The sequence below is a fragment of the Bacillus sp. UMB0728 genome, from assembly GCF_002858875.1.
Lineage (GTDB): Bacteria > Bacillota > Bacilli > Bacillales > Cytobacillaceae > Bacillus_AB > Bacillus_AB infantis.
Genome location: NZ_PKLA01000001.1, coordinates 1,063,828 through 1,086,393 on the forward strand (window position 1 = coordinate 1,063,828; position 22,566 = coordinate 1,086,393).

Sequence of the window (22,566 nt, forward strand, 5' to 3'; positions counted from 1 at the left end):
TGCTAATAGTAATAGTATCAACACAGGAGGCAGGTTTTCAAATGGAGCATGTGGAGAAAGTCGTTTTAAAGAAATCCAAGAAAAAAGCAAAGGAAAAGAAAAGCCAGAAGAATAATGACACGCATAATCAAAAATGGGCTGTCCTTTCTATTTCCTCAATCCCTCTAGTTATGACACTGGGGAATTCCATGCTTATTCCAGTTCTGCCTGTCATGGAGCGGGAGCTTGGCATTTCTTCCTTCCAGTCCAGTATGATCATTACGGTGTACAGCATTGTGGCCATTATTCTGATACCGCTTGCCGGATACCTTTCAGACCATATCGGAAGGAAAAAGGTTATCATTCCCAGTCTCCTGATTGCTGCTGTCGGCGGTCTTATATCCGGCTGGGCATCCTGGAAGATGGCTGATCCCTACTGGCTTATCCTTATTGGAAGATCACTGCAGGGGATTGGCGCAGCTGGAGGGGCGCCTATTGTCATGCCTTTGGTGGGGGATATGTTCAAGAACGAGGAAGAAGTCAGCAGTTCTCTTGGAGTGATAGAAACTTCAAACACCTTTGGCAAGGTATTAAGCCCGATTCTTGGCGCCTTTTTGGCAGGTTTCCTATGGTTTTTGCCTTTTTTTGCTTTTCCGGTATTTTGTGCCATCTCTATCCTTCTGATGGTCTTGCTGGTAAAAACACCTGAGAAGCGGACAGAGCCTATTCCCTTTAAAGCTTTTTTCAAAAAAATCAAGGAAATCTTCAAAAATAATGGCAAATGGCTTTATGCCATTTTTGTGGCAGGCATCATATTAATGTTCGTATTATTCGGAGTGCTGTTTCACCTCTCTGATATCCTTGAAAAGCAGTATGATATCAAAGATGTGAAAAAAGGGCTGTTTCTTGCCATTCCATTAGGCGCTCTATGTTTATCGTCCTATATTACCGGAAAGCTGATCAAAGAGAATAAGTCGCTGATGAAGTGGATTACTTTTTCCGGCAGCATCCTGCTGGCTGCCTCAGTCGGAATCCTAGGATTCTCAACCAATCTCTGGTTTCTCATGGCCATGTTTGCTGTTGGGGGAATCGGAATCGGTGTCAGCCTGCCCTGCCTGGATGCCCTGATCACTGAGGGCATTGAGAAGGAAGAAAGAGGGACGATCAGCTCACTGTACAGCTCGATGAGGTTCATCGGCGTAGCAGCAGGCCCGCCAGCTGTCGCAATCATCGTTAAGCAGTCAGATCAGCTCTTGTTTTATATATTATGCGGAGTTTCCATTCTCGCTGCACTGGCAGTCCTGTTTGCCATAAAGCCGGATAAAGAGGGGTAGGGGAGCATACAGCGGGTCTTCCGGAAAAGAATGAATCGGCAAACCAAAAGCCCGGCAAAATAGCCGGGCTTTAAGTCATTTTATCGCTTTCTCCAGGCTCCCTGTCATTTCGTTCAGCTCGCGGATGTTTTCAACAATTCCCATTACCCGCTGTTCCTGCACTTCTGCGCTTGCCAGCACTTCTTCAACGGAAGCTGCCGACTGCTCGGTGATGGCTGCAACAGCAGTCATTTCTTCCCGGACGCTGGCTGCAGCCTCCTGGAGCTGCTCATTGAGTGACCTTAGATATTCCGCCTGTCCCAAGACAGCAGAAGACTGTTCCTGGATAGATGAGAACAGGTTCTCCGCCTCTTCCGCTGACTGCCTTCCATCAGAGACCTCAGCCATACCGTTCCCGATCAGCTCCGCTGCCTCTTTGAATGTGCCTTGAATCCCTTCCAGAATCCCTGTTATCCGGCCGGAAGCATCATGAGCCTGCTGGGCAAGCTTTCTGACCTCCTCGGCCACAACGGCAAACCCCTTGCCATGCTCGCCTGCCCGGGCTGCTTCAATTGCGGCGTTCAGTGATAATAGATTGGTTTGATCTGCAATGCCGGCAATCAGTTTGACAATGCCCTCAATCTGTTTGTTTTCCTCATTGACCTTCGCCATGACAGAATTGGTCGTTTCAACCATCATTCCAATCCTGTTCATTTTTTCATAGAGCCTGTCCATCTTTTCTTTACCCTGCAGCGTCATTTCAGCCGAAGCAGTTGAAGAGGCTTCCATGATGCCTGATGCCTCATTTGCCTTCATAACTCCATCATACACATCCTGAATAGCGGAATTAACATCTGTAATACTTGCAGCCTGAGATTCAATCCCTCCTGCAAGCTCCTGGAAAGCGAGGACCACCTCACCTGTAATTTTTCCCGTTACTTCTGCATTTTCATTCAATCCTCGGTTTGACTTTCCCAATACCTCGATTGTTCTTTGAACTTCCTGCAGGACCACTTCCGTTTTCTGCTTTTGGAGCTCTGACTGCTTTCTGCCTGATTCAACTTTTTTCAGCATCCCGTTCCCCAGCACGCTTTGGGCGGTAAGAGCCGAAAGCACCAAAATGAAAAATGCATTAACAGCCAGTTTATCAACCTCGCCATAATCCGGTTTAACAGCCAGGAAATAGTTCATCATCACCAGTGCGATCAGTCCATTCAAGAGAAGCGGCCGGTAATTATGATACAGGGAGATGATCCCAAGCGCTAAAAAGAAAATAAGCAAATTTGTGAATTCAGCAGTCGATTGGACAAAAAAGAAAGAAACGACTGCCAATCCTATTGATATAAAATACATGATAAGAGGGATGGCCTTTTTCCTCCAAATCATAAAGCTGCAAAACAGGGAGAATGGCCCTCCCGCTGCCAATATGGTCACTACTGTTTTGGGTGTATCCGATGCTACTGCAACCCCAAGTATCACGCATGCCCATAAAAGATAGACAAGCAATAGATTCCGTTTATGCAGGTCAGCCAAGTAATCTGTCATATATATTCTCCTGATCATCTATTCCTAAATTTACTCAGCATAAATTCAGTAACTTTATTATAATGGGAAATAATACCTAAGAAAAGCTTTTTTACGCTAAAAAGAACAGCACTCTGGCTGTTCTAAATTTTTGCCTCCGAAAAAAGGAATCCAAGTATAACCTGGTTAAAAGCTTGCCATTTTTTTGTAGGCAGCTGATGGGCCACTTTTTTAATGACAGCTGATTGACAATCAATGTGCTTTTTGTATGATCTGATATGCTGATTGGCAAAATCGCGGGAACCGTACATCAGAAGCAGCGGAGCCTTGAGCTCTTTCAGCCTGTCTGTGCAACTATAATGCAGTGACTGGCCGTAGAACTGGAACCATATCTGTTTGTCTGCAAGCTCCATATGCTCCGCCAGCCTGGCCCGGTAAGCATGATCTCGCGTATGGCTTGCCGCAAGCAGCGGGATCAGGATATCCGGATGATGCTTGATCATATACATGCCTGCAAGATGTTCATACTTAAATGCAGCTGACTGGACCTCCGGGTAGCCGCTTGCCAGGATGAGCGCCGCAGCCCTCTCCGGATAAGTGAGGGCAAATTCCTGTGCGATCAGCCCCCCGGCAGAATATCCAAGAACTGCTGCTCTTTCAATCTTCAGGGAATCCAGCAGAGCGGCTATTTCATTAGCATACCCGCCAATAGATATGTTTGTCTGACAGACAGGTGATCTGCCGTGCCCGCTGAGATCTGGAAGAATAACCCTGAACCATCCAGAAAGGGGCTTTTGGCATTCAAAAACCTCGCTTCCCATACCAGGCGGGTGAATGAAGACTAACGGAATCCCGCTCCCCATCTCTTCATAAAAAATCCTCCCGCCCCGATATTCAAAACTGGCCAAAGTCAGTGAGGCCTCTGTTTCTCAGCTTTCTTTTCTGAAGCTGTCATATCCTTTGAAAACTCCATATCGTTTATGCTCTTGGCGCTTTGCAGGCCGGATTTCGTTTTTCTATTGCGCTTAGTCATGAAATTTAGTCTCCTTCTGAAGCATGATTGGACAGCCATTACTGGTGCGTTATGTCTCCAGCCATATCCCTGGCTGCCTTAATAGTATGGCTCGCATTAGAGAACTGCCATGCACCTGAAACGGATTGCCTTGATTTACCGGCTGGCTAGATCCTGCCGCCTCTTTCCTTGTAATTTCCCAGCAGTCCCAGCTCATTATTCAGAAGGATTTCCATCTGTTCTATATCACTTCGATCCACAACGCCGTCTTTCTCATTCCATCCGATGCTGTAAACAAGGAAATACCCCCTGACCCGGCGGAAAATAACAGTGGTATTCGGGTACTTATCAAAGACTGCTTTTCTTTGCCCCCTCCGCATATAGCCCCATTTTAAAATGTCCATACAATCCCTGCAATCTGATTAGTTTTTTACCCTTTACCCTAATCCATGGGGATTATCACATAAACAGAAAAAGCCGCATTTCTGCGGCTGTGCTTTTTCCTTTTATCTTTCACCAGACAAATTTCCGCCAAGATCCGGTTTGTCTTCAGTCTTCGGCGTCTCGTCGTTTCGCATTCCCCGGTCGCTCCAGTCTTCGCTGCTTTCATTTTGCTCTTCAATTTGTTCATCAAGCTGCCTCATGTCAGCCGGATCAACATAGCGGGAAGGAATAACTCTGTTGCTGTCATTATTAGGCTGATTGACCTGGTCGTTATCAAAACCATCGCCATTATTGCGCATTGGTGTATAATTCATCTCTTCCGGCTCATTCATTTGATTGTTGTTTGTGCCGCAGGCTGACAAAGGCAGGACAATGGACAATATCGCCAGAATGGATGCTGCTCTTTTTTTCACTAAGAATTCCTCCTCAAAATGTGTTCTTTTTTAGTATGTTCACATTAGAGAAGGTTAAAATGCGTAATATTATCAGCCCGGGAAATGCTTGCTAATACTGAAGCCGGGGTTTCGCTGGATCACAGTCCGGCTTTCCTTCTGACTGTGCCTCGGCTAGCTTAGACAAATAATAGCATTCTTCCCTGAACATATGGTCGGCCATCAGGGGAGCAAACGTTCCGAGGGCCTGGTTTGAGAGTTCAAGCTCTTCAATTTCATCCAGGAAATTCATAAATAACTTCATCTCGAGCTTGACGTTTTTGTTAAACCGGTCCAGTGCCGGAAAGCTTTGGATATTCGTCCTCAAAAATCCGGTAAGCTCTACAGCCTTTAAGTAAAAGCCCTCAAAATGTTTTGTATAATCATCGCTTTTTTCTTTAATCATCTTCTCGATCCGGTCCATATTGTCTGATATCGCACCAGCATGACCCGCAGCATCAAGCAGCCAGATCAGATGATGATGAAGCTCATGAAATACTGGCGGAGCTTCACCTTTTTTTAAGTAACTAAGCACAAGCAGGTATTCCTCAAGCTCGTTCACCATATGGTTGATGAAGGTCGGGCCAAGATGTATTTTGATTTTGCCGGTCAGATGCTCTTCAATCAGCTTCAGCTTAAAGCCTCGCAGCTTTTCAGCCTCTCCTTCTGCCAGTATGCTTAATTGTATAGGATCTGCGCTTCCTGACTGTGCGAGCAATTCATCGAAGACCGTTATAAAATATTCCGCTGTCCGGATATTTTCCTTTTCAGACGGCGCCAGGGCATCATGGATGAACCGCGCATGATCCCCGAGGATCTGCAGCCAGAATCCGTTTTCTTCCTTTGCTGCTTCTTCGAATGTTTTGGCCATATGTTTCCCTCCCTGTTAAAACTTCTTCTCTCATTCATATTAAACTTGACTGAGAATATGCCTGGCCCAAGAAGCAGGATTAAGCACGGACTGAAAAGGGTTTACTGCAGGAGCGGCGAATAGTATTGTAAATTCCCTTGAATTGGAGGTATGAAAGATGACTACAGCCATTATTCTGTATCCCGGATTCAGCGAGTACGAATTATCAGCCGTCATTTCTGTATTGACGCAGGCAAATCATCCAAAGGTCTTCATCGGCCTTGATGATGAACCTGTAATAGGAGAAGCAGGACTTTCGTGCAATCCCGATATTTCTCTTAATGAGGCAGAGATTTCCCAATACCAGAGTCTGATACTTCCAGGTGTTGATGATTTCAAGCACCTGCTGGCGGAAGATGACTTGTTCAGCTTTATCCGGAGCGGATATAAACAAGATGCCGTCATTGCCGCAATTTCCAGTGCGCCTTACCTTATGGCGAAATCCGGCATCCTGGATGACCGTTCTTACACAGCGGGTATTTCCAAACAGTCCAGGGAGTTCTTAGGGGTTTTCAATGAAGAAAGATATGTAGACGCCCCTTATGTGTTTGACAGGGGAATATTGACAGCGAAGGGCAATGCCTTTGTGGACTTTGCCATTAAATTCGGCCAGGTGCTGGAGCTTGATTTTAACCCTGGCTGGTATCGGTGAGATACTATTGAGAAAAGAAAAAACCGGAAAGCACAGAGGCTTTCCGGTCATTTTCACTTCACTTGTGCTGCAGGTTTTTTAAAGATTCCCAACAGGACGGCAGATACAACCGAGCCAATCAGGATAGCCAAAAGATACAGCAGCGCATTTCCTTCTACTAGGAAGGAAACAAACACTCCGCCGTGAGGTGCCCGGAGGCCGATGTTAAAGAGCATGGACAGAGCACCGGTTGTGGCAGCACCCGCCATGATAGATGGGATGACCCTGATTGGATCTGCTGCCGCAAATGGGATGGCACCTTCCGTGATGAAAGATACACCCATGATATAGTTGACAGTGCCTGCATCTCTTTCCTGTTTCGTGAATTTATTCTTAAAGAAAGTAGTAGCCAGAGCGATGGCAAGCGGCGGAACCATACCTGCCGCCATGATGGCAGCCATCGGCTCATAGACGCCGTTTGCCAGGAGGCCTGTTCCAAATACATATGCTGACTTGTTGACAGGGCCTCCCATATCAAAGGCCATCATAAGGCCCAGTACAATACCCAGCAGTACAGCATTGGCGGTGCCGAGACCGGCAAGCCAGTCTGTAATTGCATTATTCAGTGCACCGACTGGCTCATTCACTGCATACAGCATGGCAAGGCCAGTCAGTAATATTCCAAGAAGCGGGTAAAGCAGAATCGTCTTTATTCCTTCAAGAGCAGCCGGAAGCCCGGATAGGAGCTTCTTAAGCAGTACAACAATGTAACCGGCAAGGAATCCGGCGATCAAGCCGCCAAGGAATCCAGCCCCGCCGCTCGCTGCCATGAAACCACCGACCATACCAGGTGCAAAGCCCGGACGGTCCGCGATGCTCATTGCAATGAAGCCGGCAAGCACAGGAACCAGCAGGCCAAAGGCATTGCCGCCGCCGATTGTCATAAGTGCCGCTGCAAATTCATTGTAAGAAGGATCGTTCGGATCCGCAGAGTTATAGCCGAACATAAAGGAAATCGCAATCAGGATTCCGCCGCCGACAACAAACGGAAGCATATTGGAAACACCGTTCATCAAATGCTTGTAGATGCCGCCCTTTTTCTCCTTATTTCCGCTGTCTTCAGATGAAGCATTGCCTGATCCCTGATAGACCGGCGCATCTTTTTTAACAGCCCTGTCAATAAGCTCCTTAGGCTTTCGGATGCCGTCTGCTACAGCGGTCTGAATGACATGCTTCCCTTTGAAGCGTTCCATTTCCACTTTTGTGTCTGCTGCCACAATAACTGCAGCTGCGTTTTCAATTTCTTCCCGGGTGAGGACATTTTTAGCTCCGCCGGAACCATTGGTCTCTACCTTAATATCAATGCCCAGCTCAGCCGCTTTTGCTTTCAGGGAATCTGCTGCCATGTAGGTATGTGCAATTCCTGTAGGGCAGGCTGTGACGGCGACGATGAAATCTTTTTTGTTTTCCATGCTCTGCTCTTCTTCTTCGCCTTCTTCATCATGTGCATTAATGATATTCAAAACGGTTTCCGCAGAATCCGCTTCCATAAGCTCCCTGCGCACTTCTTCTCTCATAAGGATGGAAGAAAGGCGGGAAAGTGCCTCAAGGTGGGTATTGTTCGCACCTTCAGGGGCAGCAATCATGAAGAATAGATGTGACGGCTGTCCGTCCAGTGAATCATAATCCACCCCTTCAGCTGACTTGCCGAACGCAATTGCAGCATTGGAAACCGCCGCGGTTTTCGCATGGGGAATCGCAATGCCGTCCCCGATCCCCGTAGTGCTCTGTTCTTCTCTTTTAAGAATGGCCTCTTTGAAAGCGGAAATATCATTAAGCTTTCCAGCTCTATCCAGTGTCTCTGCCAGCTGGTCAATCGCTCCGCGCTTATCCCTGCCATTAATAGAGAGCAGGATTGTATCTTTTGTCAACAGCTCTGTAATTTTCATAAAGCTCTCCCCTTTATATTATTCTGACCGCTACCTGAGGCAGCAGCTCTTCTACTTTTTCAATCGTGCACAGGCCAATAGAAAAGGCTGTTGCACTGCCGGAAGCTACACTGTATTTAAATGCTGCCTCATAGCTGCCGCTCCGGCTGAATTCGGCAAGAAATCCGGCAACCATAGAGTCGCCTGCTCCCACCGAGCTTCTCAAGATGCCCTTTGGAACAGTCGCCGCGATGGCCATATCTTCATTCACGAATACAGCACCTTCCCCTGCCAGTGAAATAATGACGTTTTGCGCACCCATTTCGATAAGCTTCTTAGCGTATGGAAGCACTTCTTCGCACGTATGGATCTCTGTGCCAAATAATTCTCCAAGTTCATGGTGATTCGGCTTGATCAGGAAAGGACGGTACGGAAGAACCTTTTTAAGCAGCTCGCCCTCTGCGTCTGCTGCAAATCCTGCACCTGCTTCATGGCACATCTTCGCGAATGCTTCATACGTGTTGTCCGGCATTGTGGAAGGGATGCTTCCTGCAAGCACAAGCATATCTCCCTGTCCCAGCCGGCTGATTTCAAAAGTCAATGCATCCAGGTCTTCCTTGCTGATTTCAGGCCCCCTGGCATTGATTTCAGTTTCCTGACCGCTTTTCAATTTGATATTGATTCTCGTGTCATCCTTTACCTGGACAAAACGGGTTCTAATATTCTCTTCCTGGAGAGAGTCTGTGATATATCTGCCGGTGAATCCGCCGGCAAAACCGATTGCTTCGCTGTCAACTCCCATCCTTTTCAGGACTCGGGAAACATTGATGCCTTTTCCTCCTGGAAATTTAGATTCACTTTTTGTCCTGTTCAAACTGCCTATCTCGACATTGTCAAGCTCGACAATATAATCAACTGAAGGATTAAGTGTCAATGTATAAATCATGCTGTCACAACCTTAATTTTTGTTTTACTTATAAATTGTTCCCTGCTGTCTGCATCAAGTTCATTTGTGATAATGGAGGCTTCATGGAGCTCAGCAATTTTTGCGAAAGCGATTTCAGAAAACTTCGAACTATCCGAAAGTACATATGCTTCCCTCGACAGTGAAATAGCTGTCTGCTTAATCATTGCTTCCTCCTGGTCCGGTGTGGTATAGCCGAACTGCGGATGAATTCCATTAACACCCATAAAGCATTTATCAAACCTGTATTGCCCAAGGCTCGCTAAGGCTCCCCTGCCTATGATGGCATTTGTGTGCGGCTTTGCATACCCGCCCACAAGGAAGGTCTTAATCCCTCTTTCCATAAGGCTTTGAATATGCATAAGGCCATTTGTCACGACAACAATGTCTTTCAGAGGCAGAAAGGGAATCATTTCCTGAACGGTTGACCCTGCATCCAGATATAGGCAATCCCCTTCTTCTACAAGGCCTGCTGCATACTTGGCAATATCCTTCTTCTCATGACGGTTTATGGATGATTTCTCAACCATGCTCGGCTCTTGAAGCTTTCCCTGCAGCCTGGCAGCGCCTCCGTGCACCCTTTTTAAAAATTTATCATTTTCAAGCTGTGATAAATCCCGTCTGATGGTTGATTCTGAGGAATCTGTCATTTCTACAAGTTCCTGTATTTTAACTGTATGCTTCTCTTTAAGCATTTGCAGAATGAGCTGATGTCTCTCTGGCGTCAGCAAGATTGTCACCTCCCAGCTCTTTATTATTGCCGCTTCATGGCTTTTGGCTTAGAAGTTTAAGATTTATTATGTAAGCCAATTGTAATGGAATCGATTTCAAAAATCAATCATTTTCACTCATAAACAATCAAATAGATTCAATATTTGATTGTTTATGAATGTTTTTGTTTTATTTTAATTATTTTGATAATCGTTATGTTTTGTTAGCTGTATAAAGGGAGGCTATAATGAAAGAGCAAAAATATATAAATGTTTTGGAGAGTGTCTCAGTGAAAAATATTGGCGGTTTTTATCTTGAATTGATTAAAGTAATCATCATTGCTGTTGCTGCGTTTGCCCTTTTTGGGTCATTCCATGAAAAGATTCTTGAACTTGCGGTTCCGGCAGATGAAGATATAACAGGCAAAGCGTTCGGTCTGCCATTCTATATTCAGTCTGCTGCTTTATGCATGCTTCTTTTTCTTCTTTATAAGACAAATCTGCAGAGGTGGAGCTGGTATAAAAAATGGAAAAATAGCGGCAGGCTTTCGACAAATACGGCTCGGATTCTGCTAATTGCAGGGAGCGCCATGCTTCTCCTTCCATATTTTTATTATTTTATCGCTTTATGATTGCTGTTGGTTTTTAACTATGCTACAATCATGGTACAACATATTGATAATCCACCAGGAATCAGCACTACATATTGTTGTCCTTGTGAATGAATTTTGTTTATGGTCTCTTTTTCCTTTTTCGCTTCTGAAACTCGGGAAGCGATTTTTTTTGCAGAGAGTCCGGGGATTTTAGCGAATAATCGTCCTGGCTGCCGATTTTTGGCACCAGCCTTCAATTGAATAAGAATCCGCAAGCGATGGTGCCCTTTTAGGGCATAATAGGGAATCCGGTTCAACGCCGGAGCTGTCCCCGCAACTGTAAGTGTGTACGAAATGAGCATCCACTGTATATGAACGCTGAATAGGCGCATATATGGGAAGGGCTCAGAGTAGGATGAAGCACAAGCCAGGAGACCTGCCATGCTTGTACGAGTTTCGGTTCTTCGGGGATTGGGAAGATGAAACGATGGTATAAATCGTTTTATTTTCCTTTATGCCGTCGTTTGATCCGCCCAAATTGTGGGCGGATTTTTTTATTGTCAAAATACTGATCAACCCAGGAGGTACGACTATGAACATTTCTTCCGCAAAACCGCTGCCATTGGCATCCATTGATTCTGATTTCCCGCATTTGGATTTTCAGCCGCTTTATAAAAGGGCGACTCAGCTTCAGGATAATCACACTCCAAGTAATGATGAACTGCTAAACCAGCTGATTCTTGATTCCCTTTCCATGATCAGCGAGGCTGAGCCTGACTGGACATACGTGGCCGCCCGCCTGTACTTATCAAGTCTTTATGAGAAGGCTGCCGAGCACCGGCGCTCCACTGCCGGAGAAAGCTATGGCCCACTGTATGGGCTTATCACCGATTTAACCGATGCCGGCGTCTACTCCCCAGTCCTGCTGGAATCCTACACAAAAGAAGAAATTGATATAATCGGGACTTATATTGACCCGGAAAAGGACAGGCTTTTTACATATATAGCAGTGAAAATGCTTGCTGACCGCTACCTGAGCCGGGATAAGAAAAAGAGGCTTTTTGAGCTGCCTCAGGAAAGATTCATGATCATCAGCATGACTTTGAACCGTTCAGAGCCAAAGGAACGCAGATTGTCCCTCATTAAGGAATCCTATTGGGCTTTAAGCAATCTGTATATGACAGCAGCAACCCCTACACTTTCCAATGCAGGAAAAAATTGGGGCCAGCTTTCAAGCTGCTTTATTGATACTGTAGATGACAGTCTCCAGGGCATATATGACAGCAACACAGATATCGCCAATCTTTCCAAGAACGGCGGCGGCATCGGGGTCTATCTGGGAAAAATCAGAAGCAGGGGCAGTGATATAAAAGGCTTTAAAGGGGCTTCATCAGGGGTCCTTCCATGGATGAAGCAGCTTAATAACACAGCTGTCAGCGTCGATCAGCTCGGCCAGCGCAAAGGGGCAGTCAGCGTCTATCTCGACATCTGGCATAAAGATATCTTTTCCTTCCTGGACAGCAAATTGAATAACGGTGATGAACGCTACCGCACCCATGATTTATTCACCGGGGTCTGCCTGCCGGATCTATTCATGGAAACGGTAGAAGCCCGCGGGGACTGGCATTTGTTCGATCCCCATGAGGTCCGCAGCGTTATGGGCTTCTCCCTTGAAGACTTTTATGATGAAAAGCCTGGTGCAGGTTCATTCAGGGTTAAGTATGAAGAATGCGTCGCAAACCCGCGGCTGTCGAAGCAAAAAGTTCCGGCAATCGATATTATGAAAAGGATTATGATCAGCCAGCTGGAAACCGGCACTCCATTCATGTTTTACCGTGATGAGGTAAACAGGAAGAACCCCAATCGTCATTTGGGGATGATTTATTGCACTAATCTCTGCACTGAAATCGTGCAGAATCAAAGCGCAACGATCACAAAAGACCAGCGCGAGGAAGATGGCCGGATCATCATAGAGAAAATTCCCGGCGATTTTGTCGTCTGCAATCTTTCATCTATCAATCTGGCAAGGGCAGCAGCCGACCATGTATTGGAAAGATTGATTCCCATTCAGGTCAGGATGCTTGATAATGTGATTGACTTGAATACCATTCCCGTCCTGCAGGGAGTGGCCACCAACCGGAAATACAGGGCAATTGGACTCGGGACCTTTGGCTGGCACCATTTGCTCGCCTTGAAAAAGCTCAGGTGGGAAAACGAAGAAGCCGTCCGGCTGGCAGATGAATTGTACGAAAAGATTGCCTTCCTGACGATTAAAGCAAGCATGAATCTGGCGATGGAAAAAGGATCATACCCGGGCTTCAAGGGCTCTGACTGGCATTCAGGCGAATATTTTACATCCCGGGGATACAGCAGTTTGGATTCTGTGCATGATTGGGATTCATTGATGCAGGCTGTCAGGAAAAATGGAATCCGAAATGGATATCTGATGGCTGTAGCACCAAATGCATCAACTAGCATCATTGCAGGAAGCAGCCCGAGCATTGATCCGATATTCAGGAAATTCTACTCTGAGGAAAAGAAAGATTATAAGATTCCGGTAACGGCACCCGACCTGAATGAGCATACAACCTGGTACTACAAATCGGCTTATGTGATTGACCAGCATTGGAGCATCCTGCAGAACAGCAAAAGACAGAAGCATATCGATCAGGCAATTTCTTTTAATTTATATGTGCAGAACAATATTAAAGCGAAGGAACTGCTGGATTTGCATCTGTCTGCCTGGAAAAACGGACTGAAGACGACATACTATGTCCGCTCTACTTCTTCCGACTTTGAAGACTGCGATTCCTGCTCAAGCTAATGAAAAGGAGTGATTCGATGACAACCCCTGTCAATAAGAGAGAAATCATGAATAAAACAGCACCAAACCGCTCTACTGGAATCATCAACGGAGAATGTTCCAATATCCTGAACTGGGACGATGTGAGGTTTCAATGGGCCTTTCCTAAATATAAACGGATGCTCGCCAATTTCTGGACCCCTTTTGAAATCAATATGTCACAGGACATCAAGCAGTTTCCTGATTTATCAGAAGAAGAAAAGGAGGCTTTATTAAAAATAATCGGCCTACTGGCACTGCTTGACAGCATTCAGACTGATTATGCCGGTAAGGTCGCTGACTACCTGACAGATTCCAGCCTCTCCGCCCTGATGATCATCCTTGCCCAGCAGGAAGTGATCCATAACCATTCTTATTCTTATGTGCTTTCAAGTATTGTTGATAAGAATAAGCAGGATGAGGTATTTGAATTCTGGCGGACCGAGCCTGCCCTAATAAAGCGGAATGAATTCGTGGCTTCAGGCTACAGAAATTTTGCAGAGTCGCCCACTGTCGACAGCCTTCTTAAGTCCATCATATTTGATGTTGTTTTAGAGGGGCTGTTCTTCTATTCCGGCTTCGCCTTTTTCTATCATCTGGCACGAAACCAGAAAATGGTCGCTACCAGCACGATGATCAACTATATTAATAGAGATGAACAGCTGCATATCGACCTTTTCGTTAAAATTTTCCGTGAAATCCTTGATGAATATCCTGAGCAGAACACAAAAGAGCTGGCGGAATTCGCAGAATCAACTTTCAGGGAAGCGGCCTATCTTGAAATTGAATGGGCCCGATCCATCATCGGGGATAAAATAAGCGGCATCCTGATCGGGGATGTGGAAGAATATATAAGATTCTATGCCAATGTCCGCTCCAACCAGCTGGGCTTTAACCGCCCATTCGAAGGATCAAGGACCAATCCCCTTCGCTGGATCAAGGCCTATGAAGAGGTCGATCTTGGAAAATCGGACTTTTTTGAACAAAAGCCGAGGCAGTATGTGAAGGTGAATACAGTGGATAATGGGTTTGATGATTTATAAATGGCATCAGGACCAGAAAAACCAGCACGGCACAGGCCATGCTGGTTTTATCTTTATAAAAGCAAATAGACAAGCGGTGCAGCAATGATCAGCGTCAAGATCACCCTTTCAATCCATATGACGATCAGCACGGGAATTGAAAGAGGAATTTCCGTCGATACAATACAAGGCACAAGCGCCGAAAAAAAGATGATACCTGATACAGAGACAATAGCAATGACAACCTTCAGTTCCAGTGCAGCTTCAGTGACCAGCAAGGCAGGGAGAAACATCTCTGCTATGCCAAGTGCGCTTGCCTTGGCAGCAAGCATTGGCTCCGGCAGCTGCAGAACGGATGTGAACGGATAAAAGATATAGCCAATCCAGTCAAAAACCGGGGTGAACTCAGCTAAAACCAGGCCAAGCAGTCCGATCGACAGGATGGATGGCAGGATGGCCATAGCCATTAGCAGCCCATCTTTCAAGTTGACCCATATATTCTCCAAGAGGCGCGGTGAATATTCCGCTGTCTGCCTGGCCTCCGCCCATGCTGCAGTGAAAAGGTTTCCTTGGACCTTTTTTTCAGGCTGCGGAACAGATCCTTCGTAATAATCTTCTTTAATTTTCGACAGCGGCCAGATTCTGACCGTAATCGCTGTTACAAGGAAGGTTACGAAGAAAGTAAGCCAAAAATACAGATTCCACATTTCCATCAGCCCGAGGGTCTTTGCCACAATGACCATGAACGTGGCAGAAACAGTTGAAAAGCCGGTGGCAATGATGCTTGCTTCCTTGCCGTTATACTTGCCTTCTTTATAGATGCGGTTGGTTATTAAAAGGCCGACCGAATAGCTGCCCACAAAAGAAGCGACAGCATCAATGGCAGAACGCCCGGGCGTTTTCCAGATGGGCCGCATGATTGGCCTTGCAAGGACCCCGATGAATTCCAAAAGGCCGTAGCCTACCAGCAAAGAAAGGAATACAGCCCCTATCGGCACCAGCAGTCCGACGGAAACTACAAGCTTGTTGTATAAAAACGGCCCCATATCCGGATCAAACAGCCAGGCTGGACCCTGATTCAGGAGAATCATAATGCCTGTCAGCAGACCAGCCACTTTAAACATAGAAAAAATTATATCTGTAGCGGATTTCTTCCATTTCCCTGTCCAAAAAGGATATATGGCTCCTGCAGCCAAAATGAACAGAGTATAAAAAGGGATGGCAGGTTCCGCTGCCGTTTGGATATAGGTCACAAAATGATCAAGCAGGATGGATTTCTTTTCGCCGATTGTAATGGGGACAAAGAAAATGAACGCGCCTATGAAACTGTAAACGAAGAATTTCCACATAAATGGCGTTTTGATGCTTATGTCTGTACCGGGCTGTTTTGGCAGATTGTTTTCCATATCAATCGCTCCCTTAACAGTGAATGTTCAATCCTTCTTTCCGCATTGTGCAGCCGGTCATAAATTGCAGCCAGGCATATACACCCGCTTTTACCGTTTCTGACACGTTGGAATCCTTTGTCGGGTCAAGACAGACAAAGTCAATATGCAAAACATGCGGACATTTGCCAATTTCGAGCAGGACATCAAACAGTTCGCCAGGCATCATACCGCCCGGAGTTGACGCAGGCACGCCCGGGGCTGCGGAGATGTCCAGAACATCCATATCCACTGTTACATAAACACGGTCTGTCCTGGCTGCCAAATCATCCAGAGACTCCTGCACTGTTTGGATCAGCCCTTGCCTCCGGGCATTCTTCATGGTCACCATCCGGATCTTGTGTTTTTTTGCATATTCAACCAGCGGCCTTGCATTGAAATAGCCATGAAGTCCGATATTGACTATATCCTCCCCCTTCACAGCACCGCCATCGATAAGCTGGCGGATCGGTGTGCCATTCGCAGGCCCGAGCTCCTTCGGGTCCCTTACATCCAGATGGGTATCCAGCTGAAGGATCCCAATCCTTTCGTCAGGAAAAGCTTCCTTAATTCCGCGGACAGAGCAGGCTGTGACTGAATGGTCCCCGCCGATCAGGCAGCTGACAGATTCAGGGAAGCCTTTTGCCAGTGAACAGGCTGTCTCCTGAATACGGCTATGGGAAAGGGGGATATCAGTTGTATGCATAAGTACATCTCCTGCATCAGCAGCAGTTAAAGAGGTCAAATCGATATCTTCATCAAGATTATAGGCTGCGTATCCTTTCCACATTTTCCTGAATTCATCCGGGTATAAGGATGCACCTGAAACACTGATGGATGATCTTGATAAGGGTGCTCCATAAATGATGACATTGGGTTCCCCTTCTGTCTGTTCCAGCGGACGGATCCATTGATGGACGAATTCAGGGGAGCTGCCTTCAGCCGTATTCCAGGACCAGCCGGGTTTCGTCAGCCAGCGAGTCTCCATCCTAGCCCACCACCTTTATGCCTTTTTTCCAGACGGAATGGACATGATTGACCCCGAACAAATATTGCAGTTCCCGGTAGTCCTTCACATTCCACAAGACAATATCTGCCTGCTTGCCTTCTTCCAATGATCCTATCCGGTCTTCTCTCCTGATGGCGCATGCTGCATTATAGGTTGCAGCTGTCAATGCCTCTGCCGGCGTCATCCTCATCAGGATACAGGCAAGATTCATGACGAGGGGCATGGATGTTGTCGGCGATGAACCAGGGTTGCAGTCTGTTGAGATTGCTACAGGCACCCCTCTGTCAATCATCTTCCGCCCTTTGGCAGCTTCCTCCCGCAAATAAAGAGCCGTTGCCGGCAGCAGGCAGGCAATTGTACCTGCCTTTGCCATCGCCTCAATGCCAGCTTCCGAAGCCTTCAGCAGATGTTCTGCCGAAACAGCTCCCACCTTGGCAGCCAGCTCTGCGCCGCCATAGGACTCAATCTCATCTGCGTGTATCTTAGGAAGCAGCCCGAACTTTTTCCCGGCCTCAAGAATCCGCTCTGCCTGTTCAGGAGTATAGACTCCCACTTCGCAGAATACATCATTGAACTCTGCGAGCTTTTCAGCAGACACCTCCGGCAGCATCACTTCAATAATATAATCAACGAACTCATCTTCCCTTCCTTTGTATTCCGGCGGCACTGCATGTGCCCCCATGAAGGTCGGGACAATATCAACATGATGCTGTTCATTCAGTTTTTTCATCGTCCGCAGCTGCTTCAGCTCGGTTTCCAGCTCCATTCCATAACCGCTTTTTCCTTCTACTGTTGTAACTCCATGAGCAAGGAAGGAATCAAGGCGGACAGCAGTCTGCTCCAGCAGCTCCTCTTCCGATGCCTCCCTTGTCATTCTAGCTGTTGCGTGGATTCCGCCGCCGCTGTTCATGATATCCATATAGCTGGCACCTTCAAGGCGCATTTCAAACTCCTGTTCCCGGCCGCCGCCATATGCTGCATGAGTGTGGGGATCGATCAGTCCCGGAGTGACAAGCCGGCCGGAAGCATCAATAATCTCTGCATCCTTCAGGATGGCAGCATATTTTTTTTCGATTTCCCCTGCTGAAGCTGCTGCCAAAATTTTATTGCCCTTGATCAATAAGCTTCCGTTTTCAATCAGTCCGAGCTCTGACATATCACTTTTTGAGCGCGGACCTTTCACGCCTGAGGCGAGAGTCGCAAGCTGAGAGGCATTTTTAATCCATAAGATCCTGCTGCTCATGCCTGGTCACTCCCCTTATCAAGCATTGGCATTCTAATACCTTTTTCTCTCGCAGTTTTCTTTGCCAATTCATATCCAGCATCAGCATGACGGACAACTCCCATGCCGGGATCAGTAGTGAGCACCCTTTCAAGGCGCTTTTCAGCTTCCTTAGTGCCATCTGCAACTATGACTACACCCGAATGCTGGGAGTAGCCCATCCCGACTCCGCCTCCATGGTGAAGGGAGACCCAAGTAGCGCCGCCAACTGCATTGATGAGCGCATTGAGAATCGGCCAATCTGAAACAGCATCAGACCCGTCCAGCATGGATTCGGTTTCACGGTTCGGAGAAGCGACCGAACCTGAATCCAAATGGTCCCTGCCGATTACTACCGGTGCACTCAGTTCCCCGCTCGCGACCATATCATTAAGAATCTTGCCGAATCTGGCTCTTTCTCCGTAGCCAAGCCAGCATATGCGGGATGGGAGCCCCTGAAACTGGATTTTTTCCTGAGCCATCCTGATCCAATTGCATAAATGCTCATTATCGCTGAACTCTCTCAGGATAGCCCGGTCGGTTTTGTAAATATCTTCAGGGTCTCCTGAAAGGGCTGCCCATCTGAAAGGCCCTTTGCCTTCACAGAACTGTGGCCTTATATAGGCAGGAACAAAGCCAGGGAAAGCAAAAGCATCCTCCACCCCCTCGTCCTTTGCCACCTGGCGGATATTATTGCCATAGTCAAAGGTGATGGCGCCCTTATTCATCATTTCAAGCATCGCTCTCACATGAACAGCCATGGATGATTTTGACCTTTTGACATATTCGGCTGGATCCGCAGCCCTCAAATCTTCTGCCTCGCCAAGTTCCATGCCCTCAGGGATATAGCCATTCAGCGGATCATGGGCTGATGTTTGGTCTGTCAATACTTCCGGGATGAAATTCCTTTGCAGCATTTTCGGAAGTATTTCAGCAGCATTGCCTACAAGGCCGATAGAAAGGGCCTTCCCCTCTTTCTTTGCCTGCTCAGCCAGGGAAATGGCATCCTCCAATGAATCCGTTTTCATATCCGTGTAGCCTGTTTCAATCCTTCGGTCAATTCTTGTCTCATCCACTTCTATCCCGATGCAGACACCGCCATTCATCGTAACAGCGAGCGGCTGGGCCCCGCCCATGCCTCCAAGGCCTGCTGTTACAGTAATAGTGCCTTTAAGGGAACCTCCAAAATGCTGATTTGACAGCTCGGCAAAAGTCTCATATGTCCCCTGTACAATTCCCTGGGAACCAATGTAAATCCAGCTTCCGGCGGTCATCTGCCCGTACATCATAAGGCCCTTGCGGTCAAGCTCATGAAAAGTTTCCCAATTGGCATATGCCGGCACGAGGTTAGAATTGGCAATCAATACACGCGGAGCATCACTATGCGACTTAAAGACGGCTACGGGTTTGCCTGATTGGACAAGGAGAGTTTCGTCATTTTCCAGCTTCTTTAGCGTCTCTACTATAGCATCAAAGCTCTCCCAGTTTCTGGCCGCTTTCCCGATCCCCCCGTAGACGACCAGCTTATCAGGCATTTCTGCTACATCCGGATCCAGATTATTCATTAGCATCCTCAAGGCAGCTTCCTGCTGCCAGCCTTTTGTATTCAGTTGGTTCCCCCGGTATCTTTTCACTCTCTCAGCAGCTGTTTCCATCACTATTCCCTCCTGTTATAGTTTCTTTCATTTTACTTCTGGACAGGAGGAAATTAATTTATAATCTGTTGATATTTTTACAAATGATTGCAGTTCAAAGATACTGAGGTAGACATAATTATGATGAATTTCAAAAATTTCAATTATACTTAGTTTTCCGCCTATAGGAAGCGGGTGTGGAAGATGCAATGGATTTAAACTTGGACGAAAAATAAGAGGGATGTGAATAGCCGCACATAGCCGCAATTCTTTCAATTGGCAGATCTGTCTCAATCAGAAGCCGCTTTGCCTCACGGATCCTGATCTGGTGAAGCCTCTCGCGGAAGGTCAGTCCTTTCTCGGCAGCAAACCGCCGGCTCAATGTACTTTTATGTATTCCCAGGGATTCCGCACAATCTGATAAATTCCAGCCCTCGTTCCAGTAATTTGACTCTATTAGTTCTTCGGCTATTTCAACAGCCGGGACAGGATCAATAGCTTTGCGGCTATATTCCTCAAAAAGCCTGGCCGCAAATTTCTCCAGTTCATTGACAATCTCATGGATGGTCGGCGAATGGACAATCTTCTGAAAAACACGGTGGTAATTTTCCTCCAATATATCCGACTGCAGCTGATAGGTTTTCATATATCTTCTCGCCTGAGCAAGCACACTTGTCAGCCGGACCCTCACCAGCTCTGGATCAGGATATGGGGATTCAAGGGCAAGGAACTCCCTTTCACACCACAACCGAATGGCTTTTACGTCTCTTTTTTCAAGCATTTCTATCCATTCCCTCTGCTCGACCGGTGTCAGGAGAGGGTCCATTTCCTTTGTTAAAGACGGATGATTTTCTGAAATGATAATGTCATAGCCTTCAAAGAAGATCAGTTTGGTCAGCATCCGTACATGCTGGTAGGTATCCTTCAGTGATTGTGGTTTCCTGGTTTGATATACGATAACAGCAAGCGGGACAGCAAAGCTTTTTTTCCAAACCGCCATGAATGAGTGGAACTCGTCCAATGTCTCTCCTCCATATGGTGAAGTGCGGACAAATAGGACGAACTCTGACAAGGCGAACACTTTGCCGGCTTTAGCCGCAGTGCGGCTGCTCAATAAGCTGTATAATGACTCAAGCGCTGAGCTGTCAGGCGTCAGGAAAGCAGCCATGGTCAGACCCCTCTCCTCCTCCCCATTTGTGACAAACAAATCCGGATAGCCGGGTTCCTGTAATTGCGCTTGTCCGGCTTGCCCCTGCTCCGGCGAGTTCCTCAGCTCATACCTGATCTGCTGGACAGCCCTGATCAGTTCTGAAGAAGAAAAGGGCCTGAACAGCACATCCTCTCCCCTGTATTTAAGTGCGCGGTATGCTGTCTGAAAAATCCTTTCAGAGGATATCCCCAGCCAGCATAATCTTTTACTCTTCAATTCTTCCGCTTCTTCGCCGGAGAATTGTTCCCAGCTGTCCATATTGATAATGACCAGTCCCGGTGAACCGTGTTCGATGGCAGCCAAAAAATCACGAATGTTTTTCCAAACCCTGAGATCTATCCCGCTTAAATGGGATTCCAGCACCCAGCGTATCCCCTGAGCCTCCAGATCATCTTTCGGAACTAAGTGAATGAGCATTGGAGCACTCCCTTCTCTGCCTCTCATGACATTTGCTTTGTATGATTGGACTACTTGCCGGCAATCCGGCTCTTCGTTATTTTCCCCATAGTGCATGGGATTTGCGATATAATATATATATCATGAAAATATCCAACACAGTTAAAGAAGGCAAAAAAATGAAAGCATATCTATTTAATTTTGCAGGCGGGAGGATTGTCAAAACCGGGATTGCTGTTTTTGTAACAGCCTTTATCTGCCATTTGCTGGATTGGCCTGCAATGTTCGCTGTCATAACAGCCATAGTAACAATAGAACCAACAGCTGCTGACTCGATAAGGAAGGCATTCATCCGCCTTCCCGCTTCTGCCATAGGAGCAGGTTTTGCCGTCTTTTTTGCATTTCTGTTCGGAGACAGTCCGTTTTCGTATGCATTCGTTTCCCTTGCAACCATCATTGCCTGCCATAGACTGAGGCTCTATGAGGGCACCGTTGTCGCTGTGCTCACCGGAGCTGCAATGATCTCAACTGTTCACGACCATTACGCAGCTTCTTTTTTCATACGTCTGGGCACAACCTGCACAGGCCTGATCGTCTCTACTTTGGTCAATATCTTTATCATGCCTCCGCAGTATTCTAAGACTATTACATTGGGAATAGACTCAGCTTTCGAAAAGGCTTCCTCTATTTTAATGACGGTATTCACCCATATCTCAGGTTCCCCCCGTGATAAAGCAGGAGTTCTCGAGGATTTCCAGAACCTGTCAAGGGATACGGACAAAATTGAAAAATTGTGCCTGTATCAGAAGGATGAGTGGAGGTTTCACCGTTTTACCCGCAAAGAAATACGGTGCTACAGACTTGAATACAAGAAATTAATTATTCTCCGGCAATTGATTTATCATATTGGCAACCTTGTTTACCTGCCAAAGTCCCGCTTTAGCCTGGATCTGAAAACCAATGCTGCGGCTATCCCGGTAATGGAAACCGTTTCATTCATTTTCAAGGATAAAGGCTTTATGCCGGCTGAGGATTATCTGGAGCAAGTAAATGCGCTCACACAATGGTTCAATGAACAGAAAGAAACATTTGCCCCGGCTGATTTGCATCCGCATCAGCATCATCATATCTCACCTGCGGCTGCGGTTTTATATGAGATCCTCTCGTTGCATGATCTTGCCGAAGAGCTGATCCATATCAGGTCACTTGAGGAGCGGAGTAAAGAGCTGCTCCAGCTGGCAAATGATACAGCCAGTGAAGGCAGATAATTTTTCAAAAAAAATATAAAAAAATAGTGTACAAACATAATTATTATGCTATAATAAATTC

Annotated in this window: 19 protein-coding genes, 1 pseudogene and 1 riboswitch; of the genes and pseudogenes, 6 read left to right on the top strand and 14 right to left on the bottom strand. The window is 46.7% G+C overall.

Annotation, left to right across the window (positions count from 1 at the left end; genetic code table 11):
- The first annotated feature begins 41 nt into the window (after nucleotides 1-41).
- On the top strand, nucleotides 42-1,313 hold the full coding sequence (locus CYJ37_RS05535) for an MFS transporter (RefSeq protein ID WP_009795571.1): 1,272 nt from the start codon (nucleotides 42-44) through the stop codon (nucleotides 1,311-1,313).
- A gap of 75 nt (nucleotides 1,314-1,388) precedes the next feature.
- Here the strand turns inward: CYJ37_RS05535 and CYJ37_RS28075 are convergent.
- The 6 genes and pseudogenes from CYJ37_RS28075 to CYJ37_RS05560 form a co-directional block, all read right to left on the bottom strand.
- Nucleotides 1,389-1,943, bottom strand: a pseudogene (locus CYJ37_RS28075) (methyl-accepting chemotaxis protein); the annotation flags it as partial.
- Nucleotides 1,944-2,959: 1,016 nt separating this feature from the next.
- Nucleotides 2,960-3,724, bottom strand: a complete 765-nt coding sequence (locus tag CYJ37_RS05545) for an alpha/beta fold hydrolase (protein WP_101548360.1) — start codon at nucleotides 3,722-3,724, stop codon at nucleotides 2,960-2,962.
- Nucleotides 3,725-3,726: 2 nt separating this feature from the next.
- The gene (locus CYJ37_RS27635; protein ID WP_009795568.1) at nucleotides 3,727-3,849 is read right to left on the bottom strand and encodes a hypothetical protein; all 123 of its coding nucleotides are present in this window, start codon (nucleotides 3,847-3,849) and stop codon (nucleotides 3,727-3,729) included.
- Between the two features lie 146 nt (nucleotides 3,850-3,995).
- Nucleotides 3,996-4,232: a hypothetical protein gene (locus CYJ37_RS05550; protein ID WP_009795567.1), complete on the bottom strand. Its 237-nt coding sequence runs from the start codon at nucleotides 4,230-4,232 to the stop codon at nucleotides 3,996-3,998.
- A gap of 102 nt (nucleotides 4,233-4,334) precedes the next feature.
- Nucleotides 4,335-4,685, bottom strand: a complete 351-nt coding sequence (locus CYJ37_RS05555; protein WP_009795566.1) for a hypothetical protein — start codon at nucleotides 4,683-4,685, stop codon at nucleotides 4,335-4,337.
- Between the two features lie 91 nt (nucleotides 4,686-4,776).
- Nucleotides 4,777-5,574 (bottom strand): DUF2935 domain-containing protein, encoded by a 798-nt coding sequence (locus tag CYJ37_RS05560; protein ID WP_101548363.1) that lies wholly within the window; start codon nucleotides 5,572-5,574, stop codon nucleotides 4,777-4,779.
- A gap of 157 nt (nucleotides 5,575-5,731) precedes the next feature.
- On the opposite strand from CYJ37_RS05560, the gene CYJ37_RS05565 reads away from it, so the two are divergent.
- Nucleotides 5,732-6,265: a DJ-1/PfpI family protein gene (locus tag CYJ37_RS05565; protein WP_094768956.1), complete on the top strand. Its 534-nt coding sequence runs from the start codon at nucleotides 5,732-5,734 to the stop codon at nucleotides 6,263-6,265.
- A 53-nt stretch (nucleotides 6,266-6,318) separates the two neighbouring features.
- Here CYJ37_RS05565 and CYJ37_RS05570 read toward each other — a convergent pair whose 3' ends face one another.
- The 3 genes from CYJ37_RS05570 to CYJ37_RS05580 are packed head-to-tail and all read right to left on the bottom strand — an operon-like array spanning nucleotide 6,319 to nucleotide 9,867.
- On the bottom strand, nucleotides 6,319-8,193 hold the full coding sequence (locus CYJ37_RS05570; RefSeq protein WP_101548365.1) for a PTS fructose transporter subunit IIABC: 1,875 nt from the start codon (nucleotides 8,191-8,193) through the stop codon (nucleotides 6,319-6,321).
- 13 nt (nucleotides 8,194-8,206) lie between these two features.
- Nucleotides 8,207-9,118: a 1-phosphofructokinase gene (gene pfkB / locus CYJ37_RS05575; protein WP_009795562.1), complete on the bottom strand. Its 912-nt coding sequence runs from the start codon at nucleotides 9,116-9,118 to the stop codon at nucleotides 8,207-8,209.
- Nucleotides 9,115-9,867, bottom strand: a complete 753-nt coding sequence (locus tag CYJ37_RS05580; protein ID WP_009795561.1) for a DeoR/GlpR family DNA-binding transcription regulator — start codon at nucleotides 9,865-9,867, stop codon at nucleotides 9,115-9,117. The genes pfkB and CYJ37_RS05580 overlap by 4 nt, the downstream gene beginning before the upstream one ends.
- 227 nt (nucleotides 9,868-10,094) lie before the next feature.
- On the opposite strand from CYJ37_RS05580, the gene CYJ37_RS05585 reads away from it, so the two are divergent.
- The 3 genes from CYJ37_RS05585 to CYJ37_RS05595 all read left to right on the top strand — a co-directional run bounded on the left by CYJ37_RS05585 (nucleotide 10,095) and on the right by CYJ37_RS05595 (nucleotide 14,324).
- Nucleotides 10,095-10,478 (top strand): hypothetical protein, encoded by a 384-nt coding sequence (locus CYJ37_RS05585; RefSeq protein WP_009795560.1) that lies wholly within the window; start codon nucleotides 10,095-10,097, stop codon nucleotides 10,476-10,478.
- A gap of 222 nt (nucleotides 10,479-10,700) precedes the next feature.
- Nucleotides 10,701-10,897: riboswitch (cobalamin riboswitch) on the top strand.
- A gap of 134 nt (nucleotides 10,898-11,031) precedes the next feature.
- The gene (locus CYJ37_RS05590) at nucleotides 11,032-13,263 is read left to right on the top strand and encodes a ribonucleoside-diphosphate reductase subunit alpha (protein WP_022544057.1); all 2,232 of its coding nucleotides are present in this window, start codon (nucleotides 11,032-11,034) and stop codon (nucleotides 13,261-13,263) included.
- 17 nt (nucleotides 13,264-13,280) lie between these two features.
- Entirely contained in the window at nucleotides 13,281-14,324 is a 1,044-nt protein-coding gene (locus CYJ37_RS05595; protein ID WP_101548367.1) for a ribonucleotide-diphosphate reductase subunit beta, read from the top strand.
- A 53-nt stretch (nucleotides 14,325-14,377) separates the two neighbouring features.
- On the opposite strand, the gene CYJ37_RS05600 is transcribed toward CYJ37_RS05595, so the two are convergent.
- The 5 genes from CYJ37_RS05600 to CYJ37_RS05620 all read right to left on the bottom strand — a co-directional run bounded on the left by CYJ37_RS05600 (nucleotide 14,378) and on the right by CYJ37_RS05620 (nucleotide 21,258).
- Complete coding sequence (locus CYJ37_RS05600) at nucleotides 14,378-15,709, bottom strand: YjiH family protein (RefSeq protein WP_101548369.1); 1,332 nt, start codon at nucleotides 15,707-15,709, stop codon at nucleotides 14,378-14,380.
- A gap of 13 nt (nucleotides 15,710-15,722) precedes the next feature.
- Nucleotides 15,723-16,715, bottom strand: coding sequence for an agmatinase family protein (locus CYJ37_RS05605; RefSeq protein WP_009795555.1), 993 nt, complete (start codon nucleotides 16,713-16,715; stop codon nucleotides 15,723-15,725).
- 1 nt (nucleotide 16,716) lies between these two features.
- Complete coding sequence (hutI, locus tag CYJ37_RS05610) at nucleotides 16,717-17,979, bottom strand: imidazolonepropionase (protein ID WP_009795554.1); 1,263 nt, start codon at nucleotides 17,977-17,979, stop codon at nucleotides 16,717-16,719.
- Complete coding sequence (gene hutU / locus CYJ37_RS05615; protein ID WP_009795553.1) at nucleotides 17,976-19,652, bottom strand: urocanate hydratase; 1,677 nt, start codon at nucleotides 19,650-19,652, stop codon at nucleotides 17,976-17,978. Before hutU ends, hutI begins: the two co-directional genes overlap by 4 nt.
- Before the next feature lie 139 nt (nucleotides 19,653-19,791).
- A complete protein-coding gene (locus tag CYJ37_RS05620; protein ID WP_022544059.1) occupies nucleotides 19,792-21,258 on the bottom strand; it encodes a response regulator transcription factor in 1,467 nt (488 codons plus the stop codon).
- Between the two features lie 158 nt (nucleotides 21,259-21,416).
- Between CYJ37_RS05620 and CYJ37_RS05625 the strand changes: the two genes are divergently transcribed.
- A complete protein-coding gene (locus CYJ37_RS05625; protein WP_224950808.1) occupies nucleotides 21,417-22,505 on the top strand; it encodes an aromatic acid exporter family protein in 1,089 nt (362 codons plus the stop codon).
- Nucleotides 22,506-22,566: the final 61 nt, after the last annotated feature.

Bases quoted from the DNA above. Each gene is read 5' to 3' on its own strand.
- CYJ37_RS27635 (WP_009795568.1), bottom strand. From the start codon at position 3,849: ATGACTAAGCGCAATAGAAAAACGAAATCCGGCCTGCAAAGCGCCAAG.
- CYJ37_RS05600 (WP_101548369.1), bottom strand. From the start codon at position 15,709: ATGGAAAACAATCTGCCAAAACAGCCCGGTACAGACATAAGCATCAAA.
- CYJ37_RS05550 (WP_009795567.1), bottom strand. From the start codon at position 4,232: ATGGACATTTTAAAATGGGGCTATATGCGGAGGGGGCAAAGAAAAGCA.
- hutI (WP_009795554.1), bottom strand. From the start codon at position 17,979: ATGAGCAGCAGGATCTTATGGATTAAAAATGCCTCTCAGCTTGCGACT.
- pfkB (WP_009795562.1), bottom strand. From the start codon at position 9,118: ATGATTTATACATTGACACTTAATCCTTCAGTTGATTATATTGTCGAG.
- CYJ37_RS05595 (WP_101548367.1), top strand. From the start codon at position 13,281: ATGACAACCCCTGTCAATAAGAGAGAAATCATGAATAAAACAGCACCA.
- CYJ37_RS05560 (WP_101548363.1), bottom strand. From the start codon at position 5,574: ATGGCCAAAACATTCGAAGAAGCAGCAAAGGAAGAAAACGGATTCTGG.
- CYJ37_RS05570 (WP_101548365.1), bottom strand. From the start codon at position 8,193: ATGAAAATTACAGAGCTGTTGACAAAAGATACAATCCTGCTCTCTATT.
- CYJ37_RS05585 (WP_009795560.1), top strand. From the start codon at position 10,095: ATGAAAGAGCAAAAATATATAAATGTTTTGGAGAGTGTCTCAGTGAAA.
- CYJ37_RS05590 (WP_022544057.1), top strand. From the start codon at position 11,032: ATGAACATTTCTTCCGCAAAACCGCTGCCATTGGCATCCATTGATTCT.
- CYJ37_RS05605 (WP_009795555.1), bottom strand. From the start codon at position 16,715: ATGGAGACTCGCTGGCTGACGAAACCCGGCTGGTCCTGGAATACGGCT.
- CYJ37_RS05620 (WP_022544059.1), bottom strand. From the start codon at position 21,258: ATGCTCATTCACTTAGTTCCGAAAGATGATCTGGAGGCTCAGGGGATA.
- CYJ37_RS05625 (WP_224950808.1), top strand. From the start codon at position 21,417: ATGAAAGCATATCTATTTAATTTTGCAGGCGGGAGGATTGTCAAAACC.
- CYJ37_RS05565 (WP_094768956.1), top strand. From the start codon at position 5,732: ATGACTACAGCCATTATTCTGTATCCCGGATTCAGCGAGTACGAATTA.
- CYJ37_RS05535 (WP_009795571.1), top strand. From the start codon at position 42: ATGGAGCATGTGGAGAAAGTCGTTTTAAAGAAATCCAAGAAAAAAGCA.
- hutU (WP_009795553.1), bottom strand. From the start codon at position 19,652: ATGGAAACAGCTGCTGAGAGAGTGAAAAGATACCGGGGGAACCAACTG.